Below are 21,262 nucleotides of genomic sequence, written 5' to 3'. Positions count from 1 at the left end.
AAAAAAGATTAATTGTTTTTAAAGTTGAATTTATTTATAAGAATGCCTTCGGCTTGTAGTAACTCGTAATATTTTAAGCTAATGTCTGCCTTTGCGTTTGTTTTATTGATTTTTGATTGAAGTTGATCTACATCAGCTTCTAATAAATCGTTAGTATCCATTAAACCATTATCGTATTTATCTTTTACGATTCGATAATTTTCTTCGGCTTGTTCCTGAGATTTGGCATATACTTCAAATTTTTTCAATGCTAATTCATATTCTTCTTTAGCATTTTTCACTTGAATTTTTACATTATCTTTTGCTTTAGCAATATTGTATTCTAGCTCTTCCGTTTTATGTTGTTGAAGATTTACATTGTTTTTAGCTTTAAAAATATCGGTTAAATCATAACTAACTCCAACACCAATATTCATAGCATTTTTTACTGAAAATACATTGTTTATATCTAAAGCTGCATAACCCCCAACTAAAGCAATGGATGGATAATATGCAGATTTTGCCATTTTGATAGCATTTAAAGAAGCTTCTTTTCTGTAATTTAAAGCTTCAACATCACTTCTTTGAATTTCTGCTTTTTCTATTGAAGGAGTAATGATAAATGTTTCTTCAGGTAACTGGAATGTAGAATTATCCGGTAATTTTAAAAAAGTAGCTAATTGATAATTTATAATCCGCACATTTTTTTCAGCTTCCTCAAGTGTAACAGTAATGTTAGATTCTTGTAATTGAGCTTTTAAAAAATCGTTTCTAGCCAAAAGACCATTATCTTCCATTGCGCTAAAATCTTTAACACGCTGTTGCGCACTTTTTAAATTTTCTTTTACAACAGCTACCATTTGTTGTGCTTTGTAAAGATTAAGGTACAAGCTAATTGTTTGCAAGGCTATTTTTTCTTGAGAGCTTGCAGCATTTAGGCTTGCAGCTTGTAAATTATTTTGCTGAGCATTAATAGCATTTCTAATTTTGAAACCAGAGAATAATGGTAACGAAACATTAGCTTGCCCGAACATAATTTGATTTACATCTGGAGTTCCTGTTTCTTGCGCTTCGCCTTCTGCAGGATTAGGGTTACCTAGTGCCAGTTTTAGATCGACATCCGGATTAGTTAAATATCGGTATTGTCCCGACAACGCTATATCTGGGTACTGATTGTTTTTAGCTACCTTAAGATCTTCAGAGGCTATTTTAATTTTTGTTTCCGCAAGTTTAGCATCGTCACTATTGGTAAGGGCAATACTCACTGCTTCTTCTAAACTTAGTGTTTTATTTTGCTGAGAAAATCCGGATAAACCGGCCAGCAAATAAAATACTAACAGTAAAGATTTACGATTCATAAGTTAAAAGTGCTTTAATTGTTTTTTGTACGTGTTTAGTCAAAGTGTTTGTTACAAATTCATCAAAATTTTCTTCGGAAAAGAATTGATATACGTTGCAATACATTTTTTTGTTATAATAAATATTAAAATAACTCCCTAATATGGTAGGCATTATAAGTTCTGGATTTGCTTCTTTATTGAAAATCCCCTTTTCCTGACCTTCTTTAATGAGTTTGATGAAAAATTTAAAATTTTCCCTTTTTTGATCTAGAAAATTAGAAAAGTCTAGTTTTTTCTGATTTCTAGAAAATTCTAACTGTATTACTTTATGAATTTTTCTGCCTTCATGCACTTTTAAAAGCAATAAGGCGACAAATACATGCACTTTATCGAAATAATTATCTTCTTTTTCTATAGCTTCTTGAATGGTTAATCTAAAGTTTGTTAACCTTTCAGAAATTAAGGTTTCTAATAATTTTTCTTTACTACCGAAGTAGTAAGAAATCATTGCAATATTTATTCCTGCCTCTTTAGCAATCATTCTTACTGAAGTGCCCCCAAAGCCGTATTTAGCGAATAGCGATTCGCTTATTTTTAGAATATGTTTTTGTTTCTCTTTCAATTTTGAAAATAATAAAAAGCAAGCAAATTTAAACAATTGTTTAAATTAAACAGTTGTTTAAATTATTTTTAACATAAAACGTTTTAGTGGGAGTTTTTAAAAAAGAATAGTCCTATTCAGTAATTGAATAAAAAAAGGAGAATCAAATTTTGATTCTCCTTTATAGAATATTAGTCAGTATTTTATTGAAGTATGGCAAATACAGGTAAATGATCTGATGGGTAATGAAGATTTTTAGAATCGCTTAAAGTGGCATATTTTAAAACTTTGAATCCGTTTTTTGAAATAAAAATATAATCTAACTTTTCTGTTATAGGTTCAGAAAATTCAAATCCGTTATAAGTTCCGGTAGGTCCAAATACCAGTTTAGCAATTGTTTTAGCTTCGATTAATCTATCTGATAAAAACTGAATACTTTTTGTTTCCGGGGTTAAATTAAAATCGCCAGTTAGTACAACTGGATAATTTTCTGAATTTAATTCCTGAATTTTATTGAAAATTAATTTAGCACTTTCTTGTCTTGCTTTAACTCCCACATGATCGAAATGTGTATTAAAATGCCAGAATTTTTTACCTGTTTTTTTATTCTCGAATAAGCCATATGTGCAAATTCTTGGCAACGCAGCATCCCAACCTTTTTTTATTTTTGAAGGATTTTCGTTAAGCCAAAATGTACTATTTGTAAGTACTTTTAATTTATCAGCATTGTAGAAAATAGCGCTATATTCTCCTTCTTTTTTACCATTGTCTCGGCCAACACCAATATATTTATAGTTTGGCATTTGATCGTTAAAATAATCGATTTGCACTTGTAAAGCTTCTTGAACTCCTAAAATATCAGGTTCATAAAATTTAATTTGATTGGTAATCCAATCTTTACGATGAGACCAGCTATTTTCGCCATCATTTTCATTAGCATATTTAATATTGTAAGTCATCACTTTTATTTGTGAAAACATACTAGTTAAGCTAAGAAGTAAAATTAGGGTTGTTAGGGTTCTTCTCATTTTAATTTAATTTTTACCATCTACAAAATCTTGCAGATAACTATATTTAGGGGTTAATTTTCCGTTTTTGGTCATTTGGGCACGTTGTAAAACACCATCTTTATCATTATTGAAAAATGCAGGTAAAACATGCTCTAAAAACATTTCTCCAAAACCTTCACTGGCATCTTTTGGTAATTCACAAGGTAAATTATCAACTGCCATTACAGTTATGGCATCAGGATTTTTAAAATCGGTTTCTTTTTCTGTATTTGGATTATAACCATAAATAGGGTCGGCTATTGTAGAAGGTCGGATAGTACTCGGTATGGGACCGGCAATATCACAAGAGATATCGGCAATATATTGTATACTGAAATTAGGCGTTTTGGCGTCTTCTTTTGTAAAAAACACAGGCGCTCCCTGCCCATAAAAATGTCCTGCAATAAAAAAGTTACTACTAACGGCAAAACGCCAAAAATCAGATTCGTATAACTCGGGATTGCTGAAAAAATCTGACATACTACCAGCTGTTCCATCTTTACGTTTGTTATAATCGAGTACATCGATATGGCAATATACAGGTTCGTTAAAATCTGAACCCAAATATTCTGGTACATCAACTTTTTTTATGTTGAGGTGATCTAGAATTTCTTTGGCACCATAAGCTACTTTTCCGCTTCCGGTAAGGACAATTTTTAAATTTGGGACTTTAATTTTATTCAATTCGGCTAACATCGCATTTAAATCTGGAAGATTGTCTGCTTTTGGTAAATTGTAGATTTCGTTTTTGAGTCCGATAGCTCGAAAACCGTTATAAGCCCCGACTAATCCAGCATATCTTCCGAAACCAACTAGGCGATATCCGTTTTGATTTGTAAGTACTTCGTGATCGTATAATTCGATGTTTTTGTCTAAAATAGCACGTAGTAAATCTCGATTATAAGGCTGTTTTTTGATAGTGTGCGAAAAGAAAAAGTATTTTTTATTAGGAATTAAGCTTTCGATAGGTACTTCTTTTACACCTATCATAACATCACAATCGCTAATGTCTTCTTGAATTTCAAAATTTTGTTGTTGATAGTCTTCGTCTTTAAAAATCCGGATATCGGAATGCTGAATTTTAAAATGTGCTTTGGGAAATTGATTTTTCGCTTGTTTTAAAAGCTTTGGTGAAAACACAACACGGCGATCTGGTGGCGTTTTTTCTTCCAGAATTATAGCAAATTTCAGCATAGAAAGGTATGAGTTTTGTTGAATTAATAATACTTTGTAAAGATATAAATTTAGTTGTATCTTTGCAGGCCTTATTGGTTTGTTAACTATAAGTTGAAATTGGTTCTTTGTTTAATAACTGAATTAAAATGCGTTAGGGATAGTAGTGAAAATCCCACAGTCTCCCGTTAGGGGAGACGAGGAATTGAAACGTATAGCCCGCCGTTTGACCGAGAGGACAAACGGAACGCCATACTAATTAAGGAATAAAGTTCTTTATATATTGGGGTCGACTTGGTTTTGACAGCGAGTCTAATTGAGTTGTAAGCACGTCGAGCGCTGGGATATAGCTCGTAAATATCATATTTCAAACTTTTTTAAACGGCGAGAATAACTACGCCTTGGCTGCGTAACCGAATCACAGTAGGTTTTGCTTAGTCCCTACCAGGTAGGGAGCCAAGATGTCTCGTGGAAGCCTTGATTTACGGCGTCCACACCAGAGGCACCGATAAAGTAGATATAGAAACTGTAGGATCTTGATGCAGTTTTGAAACTTAATTGAGAGTACGGAAAAAATTAGGTCGTTTTCAGCCAGATTTTTTCCCGACAATCTAAGTGAAAACTAAACGTGTAGAAAGCTTCTTAATTGCTTGTTTGCACGAGGGTTCGAACCCCTCCGACTCCACTTTTTGAGCGTTAAACTCAAACAAAAACCCCGAAATCTTAGGATTTACGGGGTTTTTTATTTATTGGAATATCTTTAATATTAAATATCTTTTTGGTTTGAGACAAAGAGCTGGTAGTAATGATGGAACTGGACGGATGAATGTAGGGAATGATCTGGCTGATAATTACCTATATAATGGAAAAGAGCTAAATGAAAGTTTAGATCTTGATAGGTATGATTATGGAGCAAGAAGATATGACCTAGTAATTGGAAGGTGGTTTACTGTTGATGAGAAGGCAGACGATGAATTGCAAACCGACAAAACACCTTACGTTCATAGCTGGAATCCTCCTGTAGCTTTAAATGACCCTGATAGTAATTGTCCTATGTGTGTTGGTTTTTTAGCAGATGCTGCTACAGAATATATCTCAAGTAGCATCGAACATTATTATAGAAGGTGATGGCTTACAAGAGGTATTTTGGGATAATATTGATGGAGATGATGTTTTAATAGCCGTTGGTGAAGGAGCTTTAACAGGAGGAGCAAGTGCAGGTAAAATAATTGTAGTTATTATAGGTGCAGAATTATTAAAAGCAGTTGTTGACGTGAATCTAAACGGTGATAAAAATGTGTTATTTACAGAAGATAGTGATAAAACACCAATTGGAGCTTTAATAGAAGCAACTGTATCAGTTGTAACAGGTGAGGTTATCGATAAAATAGATTTATCAGGAAAGTTAGTAAACGCATCTAGTGATTCAGCTGTTAAATCTGCTAAATCAAATGTTAAAGCAAAATCTAAAAATTTGGATAAAGTCAATAATATACGGAGAACAGGAAATTCTTCTGAAGCAGCAAAAAATTCAAATGATGAATTTAAAGAGTTTAATAAAGTTAAACAATCTCAATTTATTACAAAAGCTTTAAATTCTACTGTTGGAAAAGTAAATGACGATGTGGTCGAAAATGCTGTAGAAGAGGCTCAAAATTTAATTATAAAGAAAAGAAAAAATGAAATCACCCAAAAAGGTTTATAATGGAAACTTAATTATTATAGTGATAGCTTTAGTTTTATTCTGTTTTGGTTATTACAAGAGTAGAATAGATAAAAATAAGCTAAAAGAATTTGCTATAACCAATGGTAAGATTGTAGAAATAAACAAAAGGCTTCAAAGAGGATATTTTGTAAAGTATATCTATACTGTTTCAACGAAACAGTATAGTAGAAATCAAAGTCTAACAATAAAAAAAGAATTGGTAAAAGTTGGAGATGTTTTTGAGGTAAAGTACTCTATTGAAGATAATAGTGTAAGTGAATTAAATTTTAAAAAGAAAATAAATAATGAATAAATTAATTTTATTGATAGTTATATTAAATTCTTATTTTCTGCAATCGCAAGATTTTGAAGGTATGATAATTTATTCTGTTAACTATAAAAGTAAATTCGCAGATGTTAGTAGTGATCAGTTAAATAGTTTGATGGGAACTAAACAATGGTTCGCAATTAAAGGCGGTAATTATAAATCTGTTTTTAATGGAAAATTTATAAAATTACAGATTTATAGAAGTGATAAAAATAGGAACTATAGTTTAACAGCCAAGTCAGATAGTTTGTATTATGAAGATTATAGTGAGAATAATGATAAAGCTGTAAGTTATGAAATAAAAAAGAATCAAGATACGATTATGGGGGTGGCTTGCGATTTGATTATTGTTAAAGCTGAGAAAAGCAAGACATTTTATTACTTTAACTCTAATTATAAAGTAAATCCGGAATTATTTAAAGGTCATAAATATCGAAATTGGTACTATATTATATCCAAGACTAAAGCACTACCTTTGAAAACTGTAACAGAAACAGAAAAATTTATAAGGACAAGCATTGCTACAGAAATAAAGCCAATGCGATTAAATGACAATGTTTTTGAAATTCAAAACAAAAATAGGATAACGCCCGCCTATTGGTAATTCTAATTATAGTGTTAAGATTTAACTAACTTGCAACAAAACAGCACTATCTCATAAACTGTGTAAATAGAAAAATAACAGGGATTGGACTAGCACCTTTTTTTCATAGATTGTAAGGAACTAATTTAAAATGATGACCCAGCTACCGCTAGTATTTGCTATTGGTGTCAAAGATATACAACAAAAAGTCATTTGCTAAGCAAGTGGCTTTTTGTATTTTAGGTCTATGAGTAAAAATTACAAATTCCATAATTAAGAGTTGTCTATATTTTGTATAGTTTGCCACGGTAAATTCTATAGATGTCTTTGCGAGATAAGTCTATTTAAGTGTATGAGCAGATAGTGTAACTTATTGTAGGAAATAAAAAGGTATGGGGTTGCTTGTCTACTGTTGTATGCTAAGCCATGTACATTTTATATTAAGAAGTGCTAACGAACAGTCATCAGAACTACTGCGAGATGTTACGGCATACTTCCAAAAAGTGATTGAAGCTATAGAAAACAGTTCACAAGAAAGCCGTAAAGAATGGTTGTTATGGATGTTTAAAAAAGTAAGAAAAAAGAATCCAACTATAAGTAACTATCAATTTTGGCAATACCATAATAAGCCTATAGAGTTATGTAGTGAAAAGGTCATCAAACGAAAAATAGATTACATGCATAATAATCCTGTGTTAAGTAGCTTTGTAACTAATACTATAGATTGGAAATACTCAAATACAAGGAATTACCAAGGCGATAAAAAAGTTTTAGAAATAAATAGAATTTGAATTACTAATTTTATAAAAATGACAAAGAAAGAAAGACAAGTAAGAATGCTTATCTTAATAATAACCCCTTTTATTTTTGCATTTTTTATTATAAGATCCTGTGTAAGATTTGAAATTTATAAGTCTACAAATTTTCAGGGTAGAATATTAGAAATAAAAGATTCTCGAATGGGAAAGATATTTAGAGTTTCTGGAAGTAGTGAATTTGAGGATATATATATTGATGGAAAAAATAAGAGACTATTGGAAATAGGAGACTCTATTAGTAAACCTAAAAATGCAAAAGAAATGAAGGTGTATCGTAATAATCAACTTCTAGGACATTATCCAATTATTTACTAGAATAAGAAATAGATTAAAATTTCGTGCTATTTCCAATAGTATTTGCTATTTAGTGGAATGTACGTTTTTATATGATCGATTTATTTTTAATATATATGTTTTTTAGTTTAATGGTCTAAATTGAAATTATATTACTCGATGAGAAGTAGTTTTTTGTTAACTTGATTCAGGACGGGATCTTCTGATAAAATAAGTTAGCTTTATGATGAGTTATGATAATTAATTTAATATTCAAAATTTTTTTCAAAACATTATTAGCTTGGGTGTTGAATTATCCAGTAGCTTTTATAAGGTGGCTTGTTTTTAGAAAGAAGAAATTTAATCAATACTTAGAAGATATTTCAGTAAATTTTTCTATCAGTTTAATTCTAATTACAATTTTAATATTTTTGTTCGTCAGATAATTTTAAGTATTGCAGTAGCAATTTATTTAAAATAGGAGATTTTAGTTTTGCTGAATAATCGCAATTAAATGTTACGAAGATTGACCTAAGTTAGTTTATCAAACAGGTTTTTGGTTATCCATTTTAAAGTGATTATGTATACTTTTATCCCAAAATTTTAGTTTTAAAAGTAATTTATATTTGTTTTCTTTTTTCTAATTGTTTCTTGTAAGTCTTTTCAATAAGATTTTAATGAACTTTCTTTTGTAAAAATTGATTCATTATTATTAATGTAGCTGGAGAAGAAAAAATATTCCTTATTAAGAGAATTTTGCATCTAATTTTGAAAATATTTTTAGGAATTTATAGAACCTACCTCTCAGAACTTATTATTCTATAGATACAAACAGAAAGCCACTACAGGATTCAAGAATTTTTGTAAGTCTATTATCATATCCAATCTATGTGGATTAAAAATTATTTATTATATGCGTATTAGATCCTTTTTTGTATTAATTGCTTCACTATTACTATTGAGTTGTAGATTGAGTCAAAATCTGGAAAAAAATACATTTAGAGTATAGAGAAAAATACAACTCGGAGAACTACTCTGGATATGATTTTCTTCGGAAAAAAGTTTTTAGAAAATTAAATTTGGAGTCAAAAATATCAAAAAATGATAAAGTAGTTCTAACTGAATATTTTTATAGTAAAAATGGCGATTTTTCAAATTTATGTTTATCATTAACAATTTCAACCAATGGGCATATAGGTGAAATTTATTACATTGATTCTTATGATAAAAAACTTGAGAAATACGGAAATATATCTTTTGGTTTTGAATCTACTATAAGTACTTCTCATTTTATTGAAAATAAAGCTATGAAAGGCGAGTACGATTTACTAGATAATCTCCATAAAAATGTAGAATATCAAACTAATAGTTATGGATCCATTTTTTTAACAATATTTGAAGGAGGAGAAATAGTTCATGTTTAAAATTTCGAGAGTTTCAGAGTTCCTGTGAATAACAGTGAGGGCTTGAAATAAAAGAAGATTTATTTAGTGATGAATTTTTTGAATATAAAAATGATCATTCTTATTCTAAATAGGAATAAAAAGTTGCATAATTTGATACTATCTCGCAAAGTGGGTGAAATTAAAATAACAGGGGTTAAAATCCCTGTTATTTTTTTGTCTAATTTCAAATTTTACACAGTATGAAAATGGAAGAATTGTGTAATTTAGAACTCTCCGGAAATGGGTAAGTCTTCAAAAACAGAGAAGCCTTCAATAAGAAATAATATTAATAAATCATAAAATGAAGTTTAAAATTCTAATTATCTTAATTTTGTCATCGGTTTTTATATTTTGTAAACAAAAGAGCAAAATAAATAAATCTAATCTTCATGGATGTTATAAAGCTAATATTTATAAGGTAACTGGGAATAATCGATTTATAAGCTTTAATGATGATATAGAAATATTTTTTAGTATTTCAAAAAACAAAGAAGATTTTAGAGGACGATTTATAATCGATACCTATTTTTTTGCTGAAAATTATGTGCCTTTTAAGGAAGGAGATATAGTTATTTTGAAAGTAGTTGATAATAATAGTTCTTCTGAAATATTTTTATTAAAAAGACCTGTTACTGATTGGGAGGCAATTTATACATTAAAGGATATATGTAATGGAGAATTTTCGAAAGAAATTTCTCATAATAAAGCTGTATTTTCTAGAGGTGTAGTTAAAATGATTACGTCTTTTTAGTTTTAAGTCTTATCAATATTTGAAAAAATAAAACATATACAGTAATTAAATTTTAAAATATAAAAACCCTACCTTTAATAGGGGTGTAGATTATTCATTTTAAAGTGATTATGCGTGGTTTATCCCAAAATTTTGGTTTTGAAAGTAATCTATATTTGTTTTCTTTTTTTGTATTCGTTTCTTGTAAATATTTTCAACAAGATTTTAATAAAATTTCTTCTACAGAGCTTGGTGTAGTAGTGGAAACAAAAGGTATTTTGGGAGATCGTTTTTTAACTAAAGCCATTTCTAAACTTTAGCAAGAAATACGGCTATCAGTGCAATCTTTTAATTATAATTAAAAATATCAGAATTCTCATCAGCACTAGTAAAAAAAATGAGCCTTTCGATTTCGAATATCATAACTGGTAATTAAACATGGTTTTAAAAAACATCTTTTAATGTTTTACCTCTAAAAAATCTGATAATGCTTCTTCCAATTCCTTTTCATCATACTTCTCATCAGATATAGCTCCTAAACTTCTCAATCTTTTTCCAAGCGAAGCATCGAATATTTCATCTCCCTGATCTAAATAAATATCGAGAGCTTCTTTAGTTCCATACTTAAATTTTCCCTGTTCATCTGCGATAAATATATAAGCGAAAGAATTCCTCCGGTGCTAGTGCCCGCAATGAAATCAAAGAATTCTCCTGTTTTTGCATCCGGATTACCTGTTTTATTTCTTAATTGCTCTTCAATATAGGTTAAAATAGTTCCTGGTAAGATTCCCCTTACACCTCTTCTATCGATTGATAATATTCTTATTTTTCTCATAATATTTATTGATTATTGATTACAATAAAGCAGCGGATTTAGGTGTTTTCAGCTATATCATCCAATTCTTTAATATTCCCCAGAAGCTCCGCTTGTTATAAATTTTTCTATGATGTCTTTTTAACAATATCTATTAATACACTATATACTCTTAAATCAGTCGTATCAGGAGTAATACGATCTATTTCATTTTTAGATAATCCCATCAATTGATTAAGTCCATCTTTCAATCGATAGAAACTTGATACAATACTAGAAGAAGACATTCTTATTTAGGGAATAGAACCATATGTAGCAACAATTTAATTTTGAAAGAGAAAAATGTAAACAGTGAATTTCACAATTTACTTCAAAAAGCAACTTCAGGTAACAATGAATGCATCATCTTGTTAAATCAGAATCTTGTTGATGTAATTAGTCTTGAAGTAGCAGAGAAAATATATCGCGATTGCATAGCAAAAGCCGGCGACTTTACATTTGTGTTAGTAGGTGATTTTGATGGGTAGCAGTTATTAGAACTAGCTAGCAAAGAGTACCGTAACAAAAACAGCTATCATAATATGCGCACTGCTAAAGGAAGACTGTGCGTTTAACTAAATTAAATACTCAGAGGCTTGCTTTGAGATAGTTTACTTTGGAGAGCTTAAACCTAACGTTTAAGCTCTTTTTTTAATTAAAGAAACTTGGAATAATTAAAATTAACCAGACCAGTACTTGCTGTCTTATTATCCGTAGTCCCCGGGATATATGATATTCAACTGTTTTTATGGAAATCTCCAGATATTCTGCAATTTCTTTGTTTTTTAGGTTGTTTTCCCGTTTTAGTAAAAAAACTTCTCGGCACTTTTGGGGAAGATTCTCAATAGCTTTGTCTATTTGCTCTAAACGTGGTTTTAGATTTTCTTCGTTCAATTCTTCCGTTTCTAAAACAGTTTCAATATAGATAGTGTCTGTTAGATAGACTTGCTTTTTGTCTTTTCGGTATAAATCGATAAAGCGGTTATGGGTAATGGTAAATAAAAATGTTTTAAGAGAACCTTGAGGATCCAGAAACGTTCTTTTTTCCCAAAGTTTCATAAAACTGTGTTGCACAATATCTTCAGCCAAAGCCTCATCGTGGGTATAGGTGTATATAAAAGCTGTTAATGGTTCAACCAGTTCATTAAATATGTACTGAAAACACTCGACATCTCCTGCTTGAAGATGATGTATAAGTTTTTCATTGTTATCAAAGGAATATTGAGACATAGGTACGTAGGGATACTTTGGTAAAGATAGCATAGATATGCTAACTAGAAAATTTAAGTAGTTTCTAAAACAGGAATATATTATCAATAATCATAGATTTTTATATAAATGAGAAAAAAACAACAAAAAGGCTAGGGTAGTTCATTTTATATACGTTTAATTAAAAATAAATGAATAATGAATAGCGAATATATTAATTTTGAGAGATTAGTTGAAAAATTTATTCGTGGAGATCTTTCAGGTGAAGAACTAAAAAAACTAGATTCTTTATTAAATGAAAAAGAAAATAAAAGACATTTTAAAGAAATTCTAAGTCTGGATTACAGGTTAAATAAGAGATGGTTAAAAATTGAAAAAGTTAAGAAAGATAAACTTTTTGCGAAAATTATGAAAGTACCACTGGTTAGAAAATTAAACCCTTATCAAAATCTATTGCGTATTGCAGCCGTTTTTGTGATTTTTCTAGGTGGTGGAGTACTTTATTATATGTCTTTTGAAACTAAACCAGTTCCAGAGAAGATGGTGACACTTGATCTGGATACAGGTGTACATAAAAAACTTGAAAAGGGAGTTAATGGCGTTATTGCAGAGACCCCCGACGTACGTATTGAACAACGCGGTGATACTTTAGCTTACATGTCTAAAAATCAATATAATCCAATAATAAGCTTTGATGAAATTCACGTTCCTTTTGGGAAGAGCAGTGTGGTGGCTTTGGCAGACGGTACATTGATTAACCTTAATGCCGGCAGTAGTCTTAGATATCCTAATGGCTTTAAATCCGAAGGTGCTCGTGAAGTATTTTTAACAGGTGAAGCCTACTTTCAGGTGAGTCATGATAAGGAAAGACCTTTTGTGGTGCATACTGATGATCTTGAAATTGAAGTGCTGGGTACACATTTTAATGTACAGGCCTACGCTGATGAAAAAACATCTAATACTGTATTGGTTAATGGGGTTGTACAGGTGAAACAAAAATCAAACCCTGAGGATTCCGTTGTATTAAAACCGGGGATGCAGGCTTTATACATTCAAGGTTCAGAAAGCCTGGAAACTACACATGTAGATACTGCTCCATACACGGCATGGGTTAAGGGTAAGCTCTATTTTGACCAGGCCGATTTTACCGAGATCGCTCGGATATTGGAACGCAAATTTGATGTTCAAATTCATGTGAATGATACAGCCTTAAAAAGAGAGAAGTTTACGGCAAAATTTAAAGCAGAAAGCCTTGAGCAGATTTTAGAATCCTTTAATGGAAGTTATCCTTTTAATTATAAAATAAAACAAAATACTGTTGTGATCAATTAAAAAAGGGAATGCGGCAACATTCCCTTTAGTAAACATAGCAGTGATTTAAAACTAAGTAAAACCACTAATTCTACACTTTAAAAGTATGAAAAAATGTATTACGCACAGGTGTCGTAGCTTGCTATGGCCAAAAATGAATCTTACTATGCGGTTCAGTATTCTTTTTATTTTCGTTACAATCTTTCAAATACAGGCTAATTCCTATTCTCAGGATGTAAAAATTACACTTCATGAGAAGCAAATAAGCATTCTGGATTTTTTTGAAAAGGTAGAGACCATTACTCCTTATTCTTTTTTGTACCGGGTAGGTGATATTGATCTTAACCGGAGGGTTAATGTATCTGTAGATCAAATTTCTCTCGCGCAGGTTTTGAGGGGCTTATTTATCTCAGAAGAAATAACTTATAAGGTTTTGGACGAGCAAATTGTTTTCAGTAAAAAAAACGAAATCCCTTTTGAAAAGGGGGAGGAACAACAGCAAACCATCTCGGGGACGGTAACCTCTCAAAAAGGGGAGCCATTATTTGGGGTCACTGTACTTGTAGAAGGTACACGTCGAGGCGTTTCTACAGATATAGATGGTAAGTATACCATCGTAGCCGAACCCGGTCAAGTACTTGTTTTTAATATGTTGGGTTTTGAAAAAGCTTACCATACGGTAACCGATCAACAGGTGGTAAACATCAGTCTTAAAGAACAAACTTCAGAGCTCGATGAAGTTATGGTAGTTGCCTACGGCGAAACTTCAAAACGTTTTAATACAGGAGCTGTTAATCAGATAAATGCAGAAAAAATTGAAGAACAACCTGTAAACAACCCAATTTTAGCGTTACAAGGTGCTGCTCCTGGTCTTTTTATAACTCAGGAAGCGGGTCGCCCAGGCGGAAACGTTACCGTTCGCATCCGTGGAGAAAATTCTATAGGAAGCTCCAACAGGCCCTTATATGTGGTAGATGGAATACCTTATAGTGACGAGCCTATGAATCAATACAGTTATATTGGTTTTCCCACTAAAGGAAATCAGAGTCCACTTAACAGTATCAATCCTGCAGATATTGAAAGTATAAGTATACTAAAAGATGCAGATGCCACCGCAATTTACGGGTCTCGTGGAGCAAATGGGGTGATACTGATTACTACCAAACATAATAAACTTTCTGGAAAAGGACTCTCTGTTAATGTAAATGTACTTACCGGTGTGAAAGAAGTAGGTCATATGATGGATTTATTAAGTACACCTGAATATTTAGCGCTTAGGAGACAAGCTTTTGAAAATGATGATATTGTGCCAGACAACAGTAATGCTCCTGATCTTACCTTATGGGATCAAAATCTGGATATGAATTGGCAGGAACACTTGTTTGGCGGGACGGCCAATTTTGTAAATGCCCAGGCCGGAATCAGTACTGGGACTGCTAGGAACTCATTTTCTTTGAACACATCGTATAACCAGGAAGGAACTATTTACCCGGGAGATTTTTCATATCAGCGCTTCAGTATTCGTTCCCGGTATAGCTATCAATCTCATCATGATCAGTTTAGGTTGAACCTTCAGGCTAACTATAGTACAGATGATAATGATTCCTTTGGAGGAAATTTTGCCAGCGTTCTTTTAACGCCGCCCAACTTTAACCCCTATGATGAAGATGGATCATTAGACTGGACGATCACAAATCCCATAGCTCCTTTAAATGCTTCTTACGTTAATAAGACTAACACGCTCTTTGCAGATCTTAATCTGGCTTATGACATTTCAGACTATATAACGGCTAAGGTTCTGGTAGGGTATAATATCAATGATCTTGACCAAGAAATTAAAAACCCTTCAACTTCGCTTAATCCGGCGTATGCCAATTATTCTTGGGGAAGTCCTAATGTACAACAGGGAAATACAAAACGCCATACGCTTAATATAGAACCACAGCTTACCTACAAAAATCAAATAGGAAATGGTGTATTCTCTGCACTATTGGGAGGTACTCTGATGAAACGCACTCAGGATAATCAAACCATTGATGCAAATAATTATTCGTCGGACTTATTTTTAGATAATATAGGTGCGGCGGGGAATTATTCGGTATTTGTTTCCAATGTAGATTACCGGTACTTATCAGGTTTCTTAAGGCTTAATTATAATTGGAATGACAAATACCTTTTCAATGCCTCTGTACGCCGAGATGGTTCCAGCCGTTTTGGTCCTAACAATCAATATGGAAATTTTGCCGCTTTGGGTGCCGCATGGATTTTTTCTGAAGAGAAATTTTTTAAAGATCAATCCGTGCTAAGTTTTGGTAAATTGAGGGCAAGCTATGGGTCCACCGGGAATGATGGGATAGGTGATTATGGGTATTACCAATTATGGACTGCAACCTCTTCGATAAATAATGAATCTTCAACTGTTTTAACACCTACCGCACTGGCAAACTTAGATTATAGCTGGGAAAAGGTTTTGAAGTTTGACGTAGCTCTGGAATTAGGTTTTTTAAAGGATAGAATTCTGCTAAATGCCAATTACTATCGTAATTCAACAAAAGATCAGCTAGTAGGTTTACCGTTGCCCTCACAAACTGGATTTACCACGGTAAATGCAAATCTTCCTGCATTGATACGTAACACGGGAGTTGAACTGTCTTTGAATACCCAAAATGTCAATTCTGAAACATTTAGTTGGAATACAAATTTTAACATCACTTTTCAAAAGAATGAATTAGTCTCTTTTGATGATCTGGAGGCTTCTACTTACGCCAATACTTATGAAATTGGATCTTCTATTTTGAGTCAGAAAGGTTATCTGGCTTCAGTTGATCCTGAAACAGGGATGTATACTATTCAAGACTTAGACAATGACGGTCAAATAACATATGCCGGTGACCGCAAGATTCTGGGAGATCGTTTGCCTAAATTTTATGGGGGACTGCAAAACAATTTTAACTACAAAAACTGGAGTCTTGGTTTTCTGTTTCAATTTGTAAAGCAAGAAGATTACAATTATCTGAACACTGTTTATGATGCGGTAGGAAATAGGTCGAATTTTGAGGAATCTGTTCTTAATTACTGGAAGCAACCGGGTGATCAGGTAAGCTTTCCAAAGCCCTCAACTGCTACTAGCAATGCTTTTTTTAATTCGCTAAGCTCCAGCCTCCATTGGGATGATGCCTCTTACATCAAATTACGTAACGTAAATTTGTCTTATAAATTACCCGCAACATGGGTGAATAAGGTAGGTATGCAGAATGCACGTGTATATTTTCAGGGGCAAAACCTGCTTACAATAACCTCTTATAAAGGATTGGATCCTGAATCGAAGTCAACTTTTGCACCGCCATTACGTATACTTTCATTAGGGATACAGACAAATTTCTAAATCATAAAAAATCATTATGAAAACCAATATATATATAATAAGTTGTTTTATGTTAGCCCTTTTAACACTTTTCAGTTGCGAGGCTTATCTAGAACCAGATCTTTCAGACAATCAATTAGCCACCTCAGATGTTTTTGCTTCTGATGCTACTGCTATATCCGCTATAAATGGTGTTTACGGAGACTTTATGTTACGGTCTGACCCTATTAATATTTCGAATGGTAGCCTAAGTGTGATGGGAGGGCTTTGTGCAGATGAATTGTATGATTTTACGCAGACGTATCAATCGTATAATATCAACGAAGTTCCTTTTACTGCTTTTGGCCCGGATTATTATTACTGGTATGATACCTATAATATTATTTATTCAGCAAATGCTATTCTGGAAGGACTTGAGGACGCACCTAATGTTTCTGAGGATCTTAAAGTTCAATTACGCGGAGAGTCCTATTTTGTAAGGGCCTTTTTACATTTTTACCTAGTTAATATGTATGGTAGAATACCTTTAATTACTAGTACCGATTATAAGGAGAATGCCTCTAAGGGTAGAGCGTCTGTTCCTGAGGTTTACGAGCAGGTAGTTGCAGATCTTAAAAATGCTGAGGAGCTTTTAAAGGATGAATATCCAAGCAGTAAAAAATTGCGACCTAATAAGTATGTGGTTCAGGCGATGTTGTCCCGCGTTTATTTGTATATGGAAGAGTGGAAATTGGCAGAAGATTATACTACCAAGCTAATAAACGGTCCTTATGATTTGGAAGATGATGTTGAGCAGATTTTTGCAATTGATAATCAGGAAACTATTTGGCAGCTTATGCCTTCAAATACAAACTCGGCTGTGGTGAATGAAGGCAGGTGGTTTAATCCTGGTCAAACACCTGCTTATGTGCTTACTGAAACTGCTTTGAACGCATTTGATGAGACTGATGTGCGTTTTGAGACCTGGGTAGACACCGTTAGTTATCAAAATGAGCTTTATTACTATCCTTCTAAATATGAACCTTTAGGTGGCTCATTGGAGCAATACAGCGTTATATTGCGTTTAGGCGAGCAGTATTTGATACGTGCCGAGGCACGGGCAGAACAAGGTATGCTCAGTGAAGCTTTGGAAGACCTTAATAAGGTTCATACCCTCCACGGTAAATTAGATGCTTATGTAGGTGATATGACCAAGGAAGAAGTACTTGATAAGATTTTTGAGGAGCGACAGGTAGAATTTATTGGCGAATGGGGACATCGATGGTTAGATCTCAAACGAACAGGAAAGGCAGATGCAGTTTTAAGCGCTTTAAAACCGCAAACATGGGAGTCTACCGATGTACTTTGGCCTATAAACAATAGTGAATTACAATCTAATCCTAAACTAGAACAAAATCCCGGATACAATGAATAATATTATAAAAAGCACGAATAGATTAAATCTGATTTTTATTTGTATCGCTGTCTTGACAGCGGTGCAATGTAAAAACTCAGATTCCAACGAAAATTCAGAAGAAACAGAGCAATTCAAAATTTCAGGAAAGATTAAAAATCAACCAGATGGGATGATTTATCTTGAAGAATTGGATGTTCCTGAGGGAGCTTCGGCATCGGTAGACTCTGTACAACTTCAAAATAATCAATTTACTTTTACTGGGAAAGTTGATTTTCCAAAATGGTATGCCATTAAAACTTCAGATACAACAGAGTGGCCTTTGCGTATCGTTCTTTCTAACGAAGATATAACGTTAAATGCTGTAAAGGACTCATTGTATAAAGCAAAAGTAACCGGTGCTTCAGTTTATGCAGAGTATCAGGACTATTATGATACCTATTTTGAAAAAATTCGCAGTAAAGCAAGGCCAATATACCAACTGCTTGACTCCCTTAATCAAGGAGGTAAACGAGAGTTGGTTGAGGAGGAGCAAATTATGATGGATAAAAAGTGGGAAGAAATGAACAGGTTTAGCGACAGTCTCACTAAACTTTATGTGTCTGATTACCCTAATAGTCTTGCAGCTCCTATGATTATTTCAGAGCGTTATATTCAATATGCCGATCCAGATAAGGCGGATGAACTTTACCAACTGCTTGATCCTAAAGTGCAGTCTTCCTATTATGGCAAAAAGCTGTCAAAAGCTTTAGAGGGATATAAGTCGGTTGCAGTAGGCAGCAAAGCCCCTGCTATAAAAAACCAGGTAGACCTTGAAGGAAACGAAATAGGTCTTGAGGATTATAAGGGAAAATTTGTGCTTGTAGATTTTTGGGCAAGTTGGTGTGGTCCCTGTCGTAAAGAAAATCCTAATGTGTTAAAGGCATATAAAACCTATCACAGCAAAGGTCTTGAAATTTTAGCAATTTCATTAGATGAAAAGCGTGAACTGTGGGAAAAAGCTATTAAGAAAGATAAGCTTCCATGGAAACATGTTTCTGATTTAAAAGGCTTTAAAAATCAGGCCGCTCAGGATTATATGGTTAGTGCAATACCTCAAAATTTCCTTATCAATCCAGAAGGGGATATCATTGCGACTAATCTTCGCGAAGAGGGACTTCATGAGAAACTGAAGGAAATATTTGATAATTAAGTCTAAAAATTGAAGCTTTCTAAAAAAGTAATCTTTACCAAATCTGTTCATGTGTTTTTTTAAACAGAAAATTATTTAGGGTAAAATAGCTTGTTTTTTAGAAAGCTTCTTCCTTCACTATTTGAAGTAACTTTATATCAAACAGCTTTTTTTGTACATGTTTTAGTAAACTACTTCAGGGTAAGCGCCTCAGGTATTTATTAGAAAATTATTTTTTATTTCGAGGCATCTCGATAGCTATCGGGATCGGAGTATTTAATCTCGATTATCGAAGTAAATGTATTTAAACCATTTTCAATTGCTAAAGGTGTTTTCTTAACCTTTAGTCATGTATGGATGTAGTATCTAAAAATTTGTGGGCTTGCAACAAAAAGTCGGACATTTTTTTAAGACCTATGCTAGGTTTTTAAATTGATAAAATTATTGCTCCCACTCAAAAGGTATTTTGTACCCTAAAAAAGAGTGCAATTGTCTACTGTTATCATATTTCTATACATTCGAAAATAGAAGTTTTAGTCTGCTCTATAGTTTTAAAATCATCATCATAAATACGTTCTACTTTTAAGGTTTTAAAGAAAGAATCAGCTATGGAATTATCTCAACAATTTCCCTTTCTACTCATAGATTGAATTACCAAAGGGGTAGGTTTAATAAATGTTTTTGGAGCATATTGTATCGCTCGATCCCAGTGAAATAGTAAATCCATGTTTATCTTGCGCTTTCTTATAGCCATTTTCCATGCAGCTATAATAGTTTGATTATTGTGCAGGCTTGTACTTAATGACCAAACGATTACTTTTCTGTCAAACAGATCAATAATAATTATTAAATACAGCCAGTCTTGATTGGTTTGAATGTAAGTGATATCGTTAATCCAAACTTTATTTAACCTAAAGGGATTAAAGTTTCTGTTCAATGAATTTTTACAAACAGGATAACTGTGATTGGAATCTATGGTAGCCTTAAACTTCCATTTGTGTATGCTTACCCAATGGTTCGCTCTCATAATTTTAGCCACTCTACATCTGGATATATAGTAACCTTCACGTTTAAGTTTTTCTGCTATTCGTGTAGCGCCATAACGATGTTTACTCAGGTCAAATTCCTTTTTTATTAAATCTGGAAAGAAGCTATGTTCCAATGCTCGTTTTGAAGAGACAGTTGTGTACCACCTATAAAAACTACTTCTACTTATTTTAAAAACTTTGCACAGATATAAATGTTTATAACTGGCTATAAATCCATAGATTTCCCATCGCTCTTGGAGAAGATGTGCACGGCCTTTTTTAATATTTCAAGTTCAAGTTCCTTTTCTTTTAGAGCTTTACCTAACCGTTTAAGCTCTAAAGTATCATTGGGTATTGGTTTTTCAGATTTAGGTGATGTAGTTGTTTTAGCTGCCTTGTGCCATTTGTAGATTTTTTGGACTTCCATGCCTAGTTCATCTGCTAATTTCTTTATATTCTCGCGCTGGTAACTTAAAGGAACTGCTTGCTCCTTTAATTCCGGACTATAATATCGTTTTTCATGGTTCTAAGATATTTGTTTGGTAACAAACGGTCTTAAATTTTGTGTCCGAATAAAAGTAGCAACTCTACCTTCACCCTGGGATAATCAGGGCGCAGAAGTTCCGGTAAATTTTGAGTATAAAGAAGAAATGAATCCTTATCCTGATAAACTTTCCGATTCTGTAAATACTGCTTTTAACGCAAGGTGTCTCGAATTTTTCAACTTTTTTTAAAGCATCAGGATAAATTGGATAAGATTACGATGTGGGGTGTTAATGATGGTAATTCCTGGAAAAACAACTGACCTGTAGGTGGACGTACCGATTATCCATTATTGTTTGATCGTAAAAATAGGCCTAAACCAATAGTTGATCATATCGTAGATTTAGCTACACAATAATTTCCTCT

General features: G+C 32.7%; 23 protein-coding genes, 1 other RNA gene and 1 pseudogene. 16 read left to right on the top strand and 9 right to left on the bottom strand.

The window, feature by feature from the left end:
* Window positions 1-8: 8 nt before the first annotated feature.
* From ACN0WI_RS06155 to ACN0WI_RS06140, 4 genes are all read right to left on the bottom strand, one after another.
* On the bottom strand, window positions 9-1,337 hold the full coding sequence (locus tag ACN0WI_RS06155) for a TolC family protein (protein WP_417885769.1): 1,329 nt from the start codon (window positions 1,335-1,337) through the stop codon (window positions 9-11).
* Complete coding sequence (locus ACN0WI_RS06150) at window positions 1,327-1,941, bottom strand: TetR/AcrR family transcriptional regulator (protein ID WP_417885768.1); 615 nt, start codon at window positions 1,939-1,941, stop codon at window positions 1,327-1,329. Before ACN0WI_RS06150 ends, ACN0WI_RS06155 begins: the two co-directional genes overlap by 11 nt.
* A 182-nt stretch (window positions 1,942-2,123) precedes the next feature.
* On the bottom strand, window positions 2,124-2,948 hold the full coding sequence (locus tag ACN0WI_RS06145; RefSeq protein ID WP_417885767.1) for an endonuclease/exonuclease/phosphatase family protein: 825 nt from the start codon (window positions 2,946-2,948) through the stop codon (window positions 2,124-2,126).
* Window positions 2,949-2,954: 6 nt separating this feature from the next.
* Window positions 2,955-4,163, bottom strand: coding sequence for an NAD(P)-dependent oxidoreductase (locus ACN0WI_RS06140; RefSeq protein WP_417885766.1), 1,209 nt, complete (start codon window positions 4,161-4,163; stop codon window positions 2,955-2,957).
* Between the two features lie 264 nt (window positions 4,164-4,427).
* On the opposite strand from ACN0WI_RS06140, the gene ssrA reads away from it, so the two are divergent.
* The 9 genes from ssrA (at window position 4,428) to ACN0WI_RS06095 (ending at window position 10,045) form a co-directional block, all read left to right on the top strand.
* Window positions 4,428-4,830, top strand: a transfer-messenger RNA (tmRNA) gene (gene ssrA, locus ACN0WI_RS06135).
* A gap of 95 nt (window positions 4,831-4,925) precedes the next feature.
* On the top strand, window positions 4,926-5,270 hold the full coding sequence (locus ACN0WI_RS06130; RefSeq protein WP_417885765.1) for an RHS repeat-associated core domain-containing protein: 345 nt from the start codon (window positions 4,926-4,928) through the stop codon (window positions 5,268-5,270).
* Window positions 5,218-5,847, top strand: a complete 630-nt coding sequence (locus ACN0WI_RS06125; RefSeq protein WP_417885764.1) for a hypothetical protein — start codon at window positions 5,218-5,220, stop codon at window positions 5,845-5,847. The genes ACN0WI_RS06130 and ACN0WI_RS06125 overlap by 53 nt, the downstream gene beginning before the upstream one ends.
* On the top strand, window positions 5,822-6,160 hold the full coding sequence (locus ACN0WI_RS06120) for a hypothetical protein (RefSeq protein WP_417885763.1): 339 nt from the start codon (window positions 5,822-5,824) through the stop codon (window positions 6,158-6,160). The genes ACN0WI_RS06125 and ACN0WI_RS06120 overlap by 26 nt, the downstream gene beginning before the upstream one ends.
* Window positions 6,153-6,779, top strand: coding sequence for a hypothetical protein (locus ACN0WI_RS06115; RefSeq protein ID WP_417885762.1), 627 nt, complete (start codon window positions 6,153-6,155; stop codon window positions 6,777-6,779). Before ACN0WI_RS06120 ends, ACN0WI_RS06115 begins: the two co-directional genes overlap by 8 nt.
* A 371-nt stretch (window positions 6,780-7,150) precedes the next feature.
* The gene (locus ACN0WI_RS06110) at window positions 7,151-7,549 is read left to right on the top strand and encodes a transposase (protein WP_417885761.1); all 399 of its coding nucleotides are present in this window, start codon (window positions 7,151-7,153) and stop codon (window positions 7,547-7,549) included.
* Window positions 7,550-7,717: 168 nt separating this feature from the next.
* Entirely contained in the window at window positions 7,718-7,891 is a 174-nt protein-coding gene (locus ACN0WI_RS06105; protein ID WP_417885760.1) for a hypothetical protein, read from the top strand.
* A gap of 1,037 nt (window positions 7,892-8,928) precedes the next feature.
* A complete protein-coding gene (locus tag ACN0WI_RS06100) occupies window positions 8,929-9,273 on the top strand; it encodes a hypothetical protein (RefSeq protein WP_417885759.1) in 345 nt (114 codons plus the stop codon).
* 322 nt (window positions 9,274-9,595) lie between these two features.
* A complete protein-coding gene (locus tag ACN0WI_RS06095; protein ID WP_417885758.1) occupies window positions 9,596-10,045 on the top strand; it encodes a hypothetical protein in 450 nt (149 codons plus the stop codon).
* 568 nt (window positions 10,046-10,613) lie between these two features.
* Here the strand turns inward: ACN0WI_RS06095 and ACN0WI_RS06090 are convergent.
* On the bottom strand, window positions 10,614-10,859 hold the full coding sequence (locus ACN0WI_RS06090; RefSeq protein WP_417885757.1) for a hypothetical protein: 246 nt from the start codon (window positions 10,857-10,859) through the stop codon (window positions 10,614-10,616).
* 308 nt (window positions 10,860-11,167) lie between these two features.
* Here ACN0WI_RS06090 and ACN0WI_RS06085 point away from each other — a divergent pair, with 308 nt between their 5' ends.
* Window positions 11,168-11,365: a hypothetical protein gene (locus tag ACN0WI_RS06085; RefSeq protein WP_417885756.1), complete on the top strand. Its 198-nt coding sequence runs from the start codon at window positions 11,168-11,170 to the stop codon at window positions 11,363-11,365.
* 163 nt (window positions 11,366-11,528) lie between these two features.
* Here ACN0WI_RS06085 and ACN0WI_RS06080 read toward each other — a convergent pair whose 3' ends face one another.
* On the bottom strand, window positions 11,529-12,107 hold the full coding sequence (locus ACN0WI_RS06080; protein WP_417885755.1) for an RNA polymerase sigma factor: 579 nt from the start codon (window positions 12,105-12,107) through the stop codon (window positions 11,529-11,531).
* A 177-nt stretch (window positions 12,108-12,284) separates the two neighbouring features.
* On the opposite strand from ACN0WI_RS06080, the gene ACN0WI_RS06075 reads away from it, so the two are divergent.
* The 4 genes from ACN0WI_RS06075 (at window position 12,285) to ACN0WI_RS06060 (ending at window position 19,346) form a co-directional block, all read left to right on the top strand.
* Window positions 12,285-13,418 carry a FecR family protein gene (locus tag ACN0WI_RS06075; RefSeq protein WP_417885754.1) on the top strand — a complete coding sequence of 378 codons (1,134 nt, stop codon included), beginning with the start codon at window positions 12,285-12,287 and terminating at the stop codon, window positions 13,416-13,418.
* 145 nt (window positions 13,419-13,563) lie between these two features.
* Complete coding sequence (locus tag ACN0WI_RS06070) at window positions 13,564-16,782, top strand: SusC/RagA family TonB-linked outer membrane protein (protein WP_417885753.1); 3,219 nt, start codon at window positions 13,564-13,566, stop codon at window positions 16,780-16,782.
* A gap of 16 nt (window positions 16,783-16,798) precedes the next feature.
* Window positions 16,799-18,175 carry a RagB/SusD family nutrient uptake outer membrane protein gene (locus ACN0WI_RS06065; protein WP_417885752.1) on the top strand — a complete coding sequence of 459 codons (1,377 nt, stop codon included), beginning with the start codon at window positions 16,799-16,801 and terminating at the stop codon, window positions 18,173-18,175.
* Window positions 18,176-18,236: 61 nt separating this feature from the next.
* Window positions 18,237-19,346 carry a redoxin domain-containing protein gene (locus ACN0WI_RS06060; protein ID WP_417885751.1) on the top strand — a complete coding sequence of 370 codons (1,110 nt, stop codon included), beginning with the start codon at window positions 18,237-18,239 and terminating at the stop codon, window positions 19,344-19,346.
* A 481-nt stretch (window positions 19,347-19,827) separates the two neighbouring features.
* Here ACN0WI_RS06060 and ACN0WI_RS06055 read toward each other — a convergent pair whose 3' ends face one another.
* The 3 genes and pseudogenes from ACN0WI_RS06055 to ACN0WI_RS06045 all read right to left on the bottom strand — a co-directional run.
* Complete coding sequence (locus ACN0WI_RS06055) at window positions 19,828-19,935, bottom strand: IS3 family transposase (RefSeq protein WP_417885786.1); 108 nt, start codon at window positions 19,933-19,935, stop codon at window positions 19,828-19,830.
* Window positions 19,936-19,944: 9 nt separating this feature from the next.
* Complete coding sequence (locus tag ACN0WI_RS06050; protein WP_417885785.1) at window positions 19,945-20,583, bottom strand: IS3 family transposase; 639 nt, start codon at window positions 20,581-20,583, stop codon at window positions 19,945-19,947.
* Window positions 20,580-20,858: pseudogene (locus ACN0WI_RS06045) on the bottom strand (transposase); the annotation flags it as partial. The gene ACN0WI_RS06050 and the pseudogene ACN0WI_RS06045, both read right to left, overlap by 4 nt.
* Window positions 20,859-20,892: 34 nt before the next feature.
* Here ACN0WI_RS06045 and ACN0WI_RS06040 point away from each other — a divergent pair.
* Complete coding sequence (locus ACN0WI_RS06040; RefSeq protein WP_417885787.1) at window positions 20,893-21,087, top strand: hypothetical protein; 195 nt, start codon at window positions 20,893-20,895, stop codon at window positions 21,085-21,087.
* Window positions 21,060-21,158 (top strand): endo-1,4-beta-xylanase, encoded by a 99-nt coding sequence (locus tag ACN0WI_RS06035; protein WP_417885750.1) that lies wholly within the window; start codon window positions 21,060-21,062, stop codon window positions 21,156-21,158. The genes ACN0WI_RS06040 and ACN0WI_RS06035 overlap by 28 nt, the downstream gene beginning before the upstream one ends.
* The last annotated feature ends 104 nt before the right edge of the window (window positions 21,159-21,262 follow it).

The organism is Zunongwangia sp. (genome assembly GCF_048269745.1).
In the GTDB taxonomy this organism is placed as follows: domain Bacteria; phylum Bacteroidota; class Bacteroidia; order Flavobacteriales; family Flavobacteriaceae; genus Zunongwangia.
The sequence above is the reverse complement of the archived record's forward strand: the minus strand, read 5'-3'. Positions and strand labels throughout refer to the sequence as shown.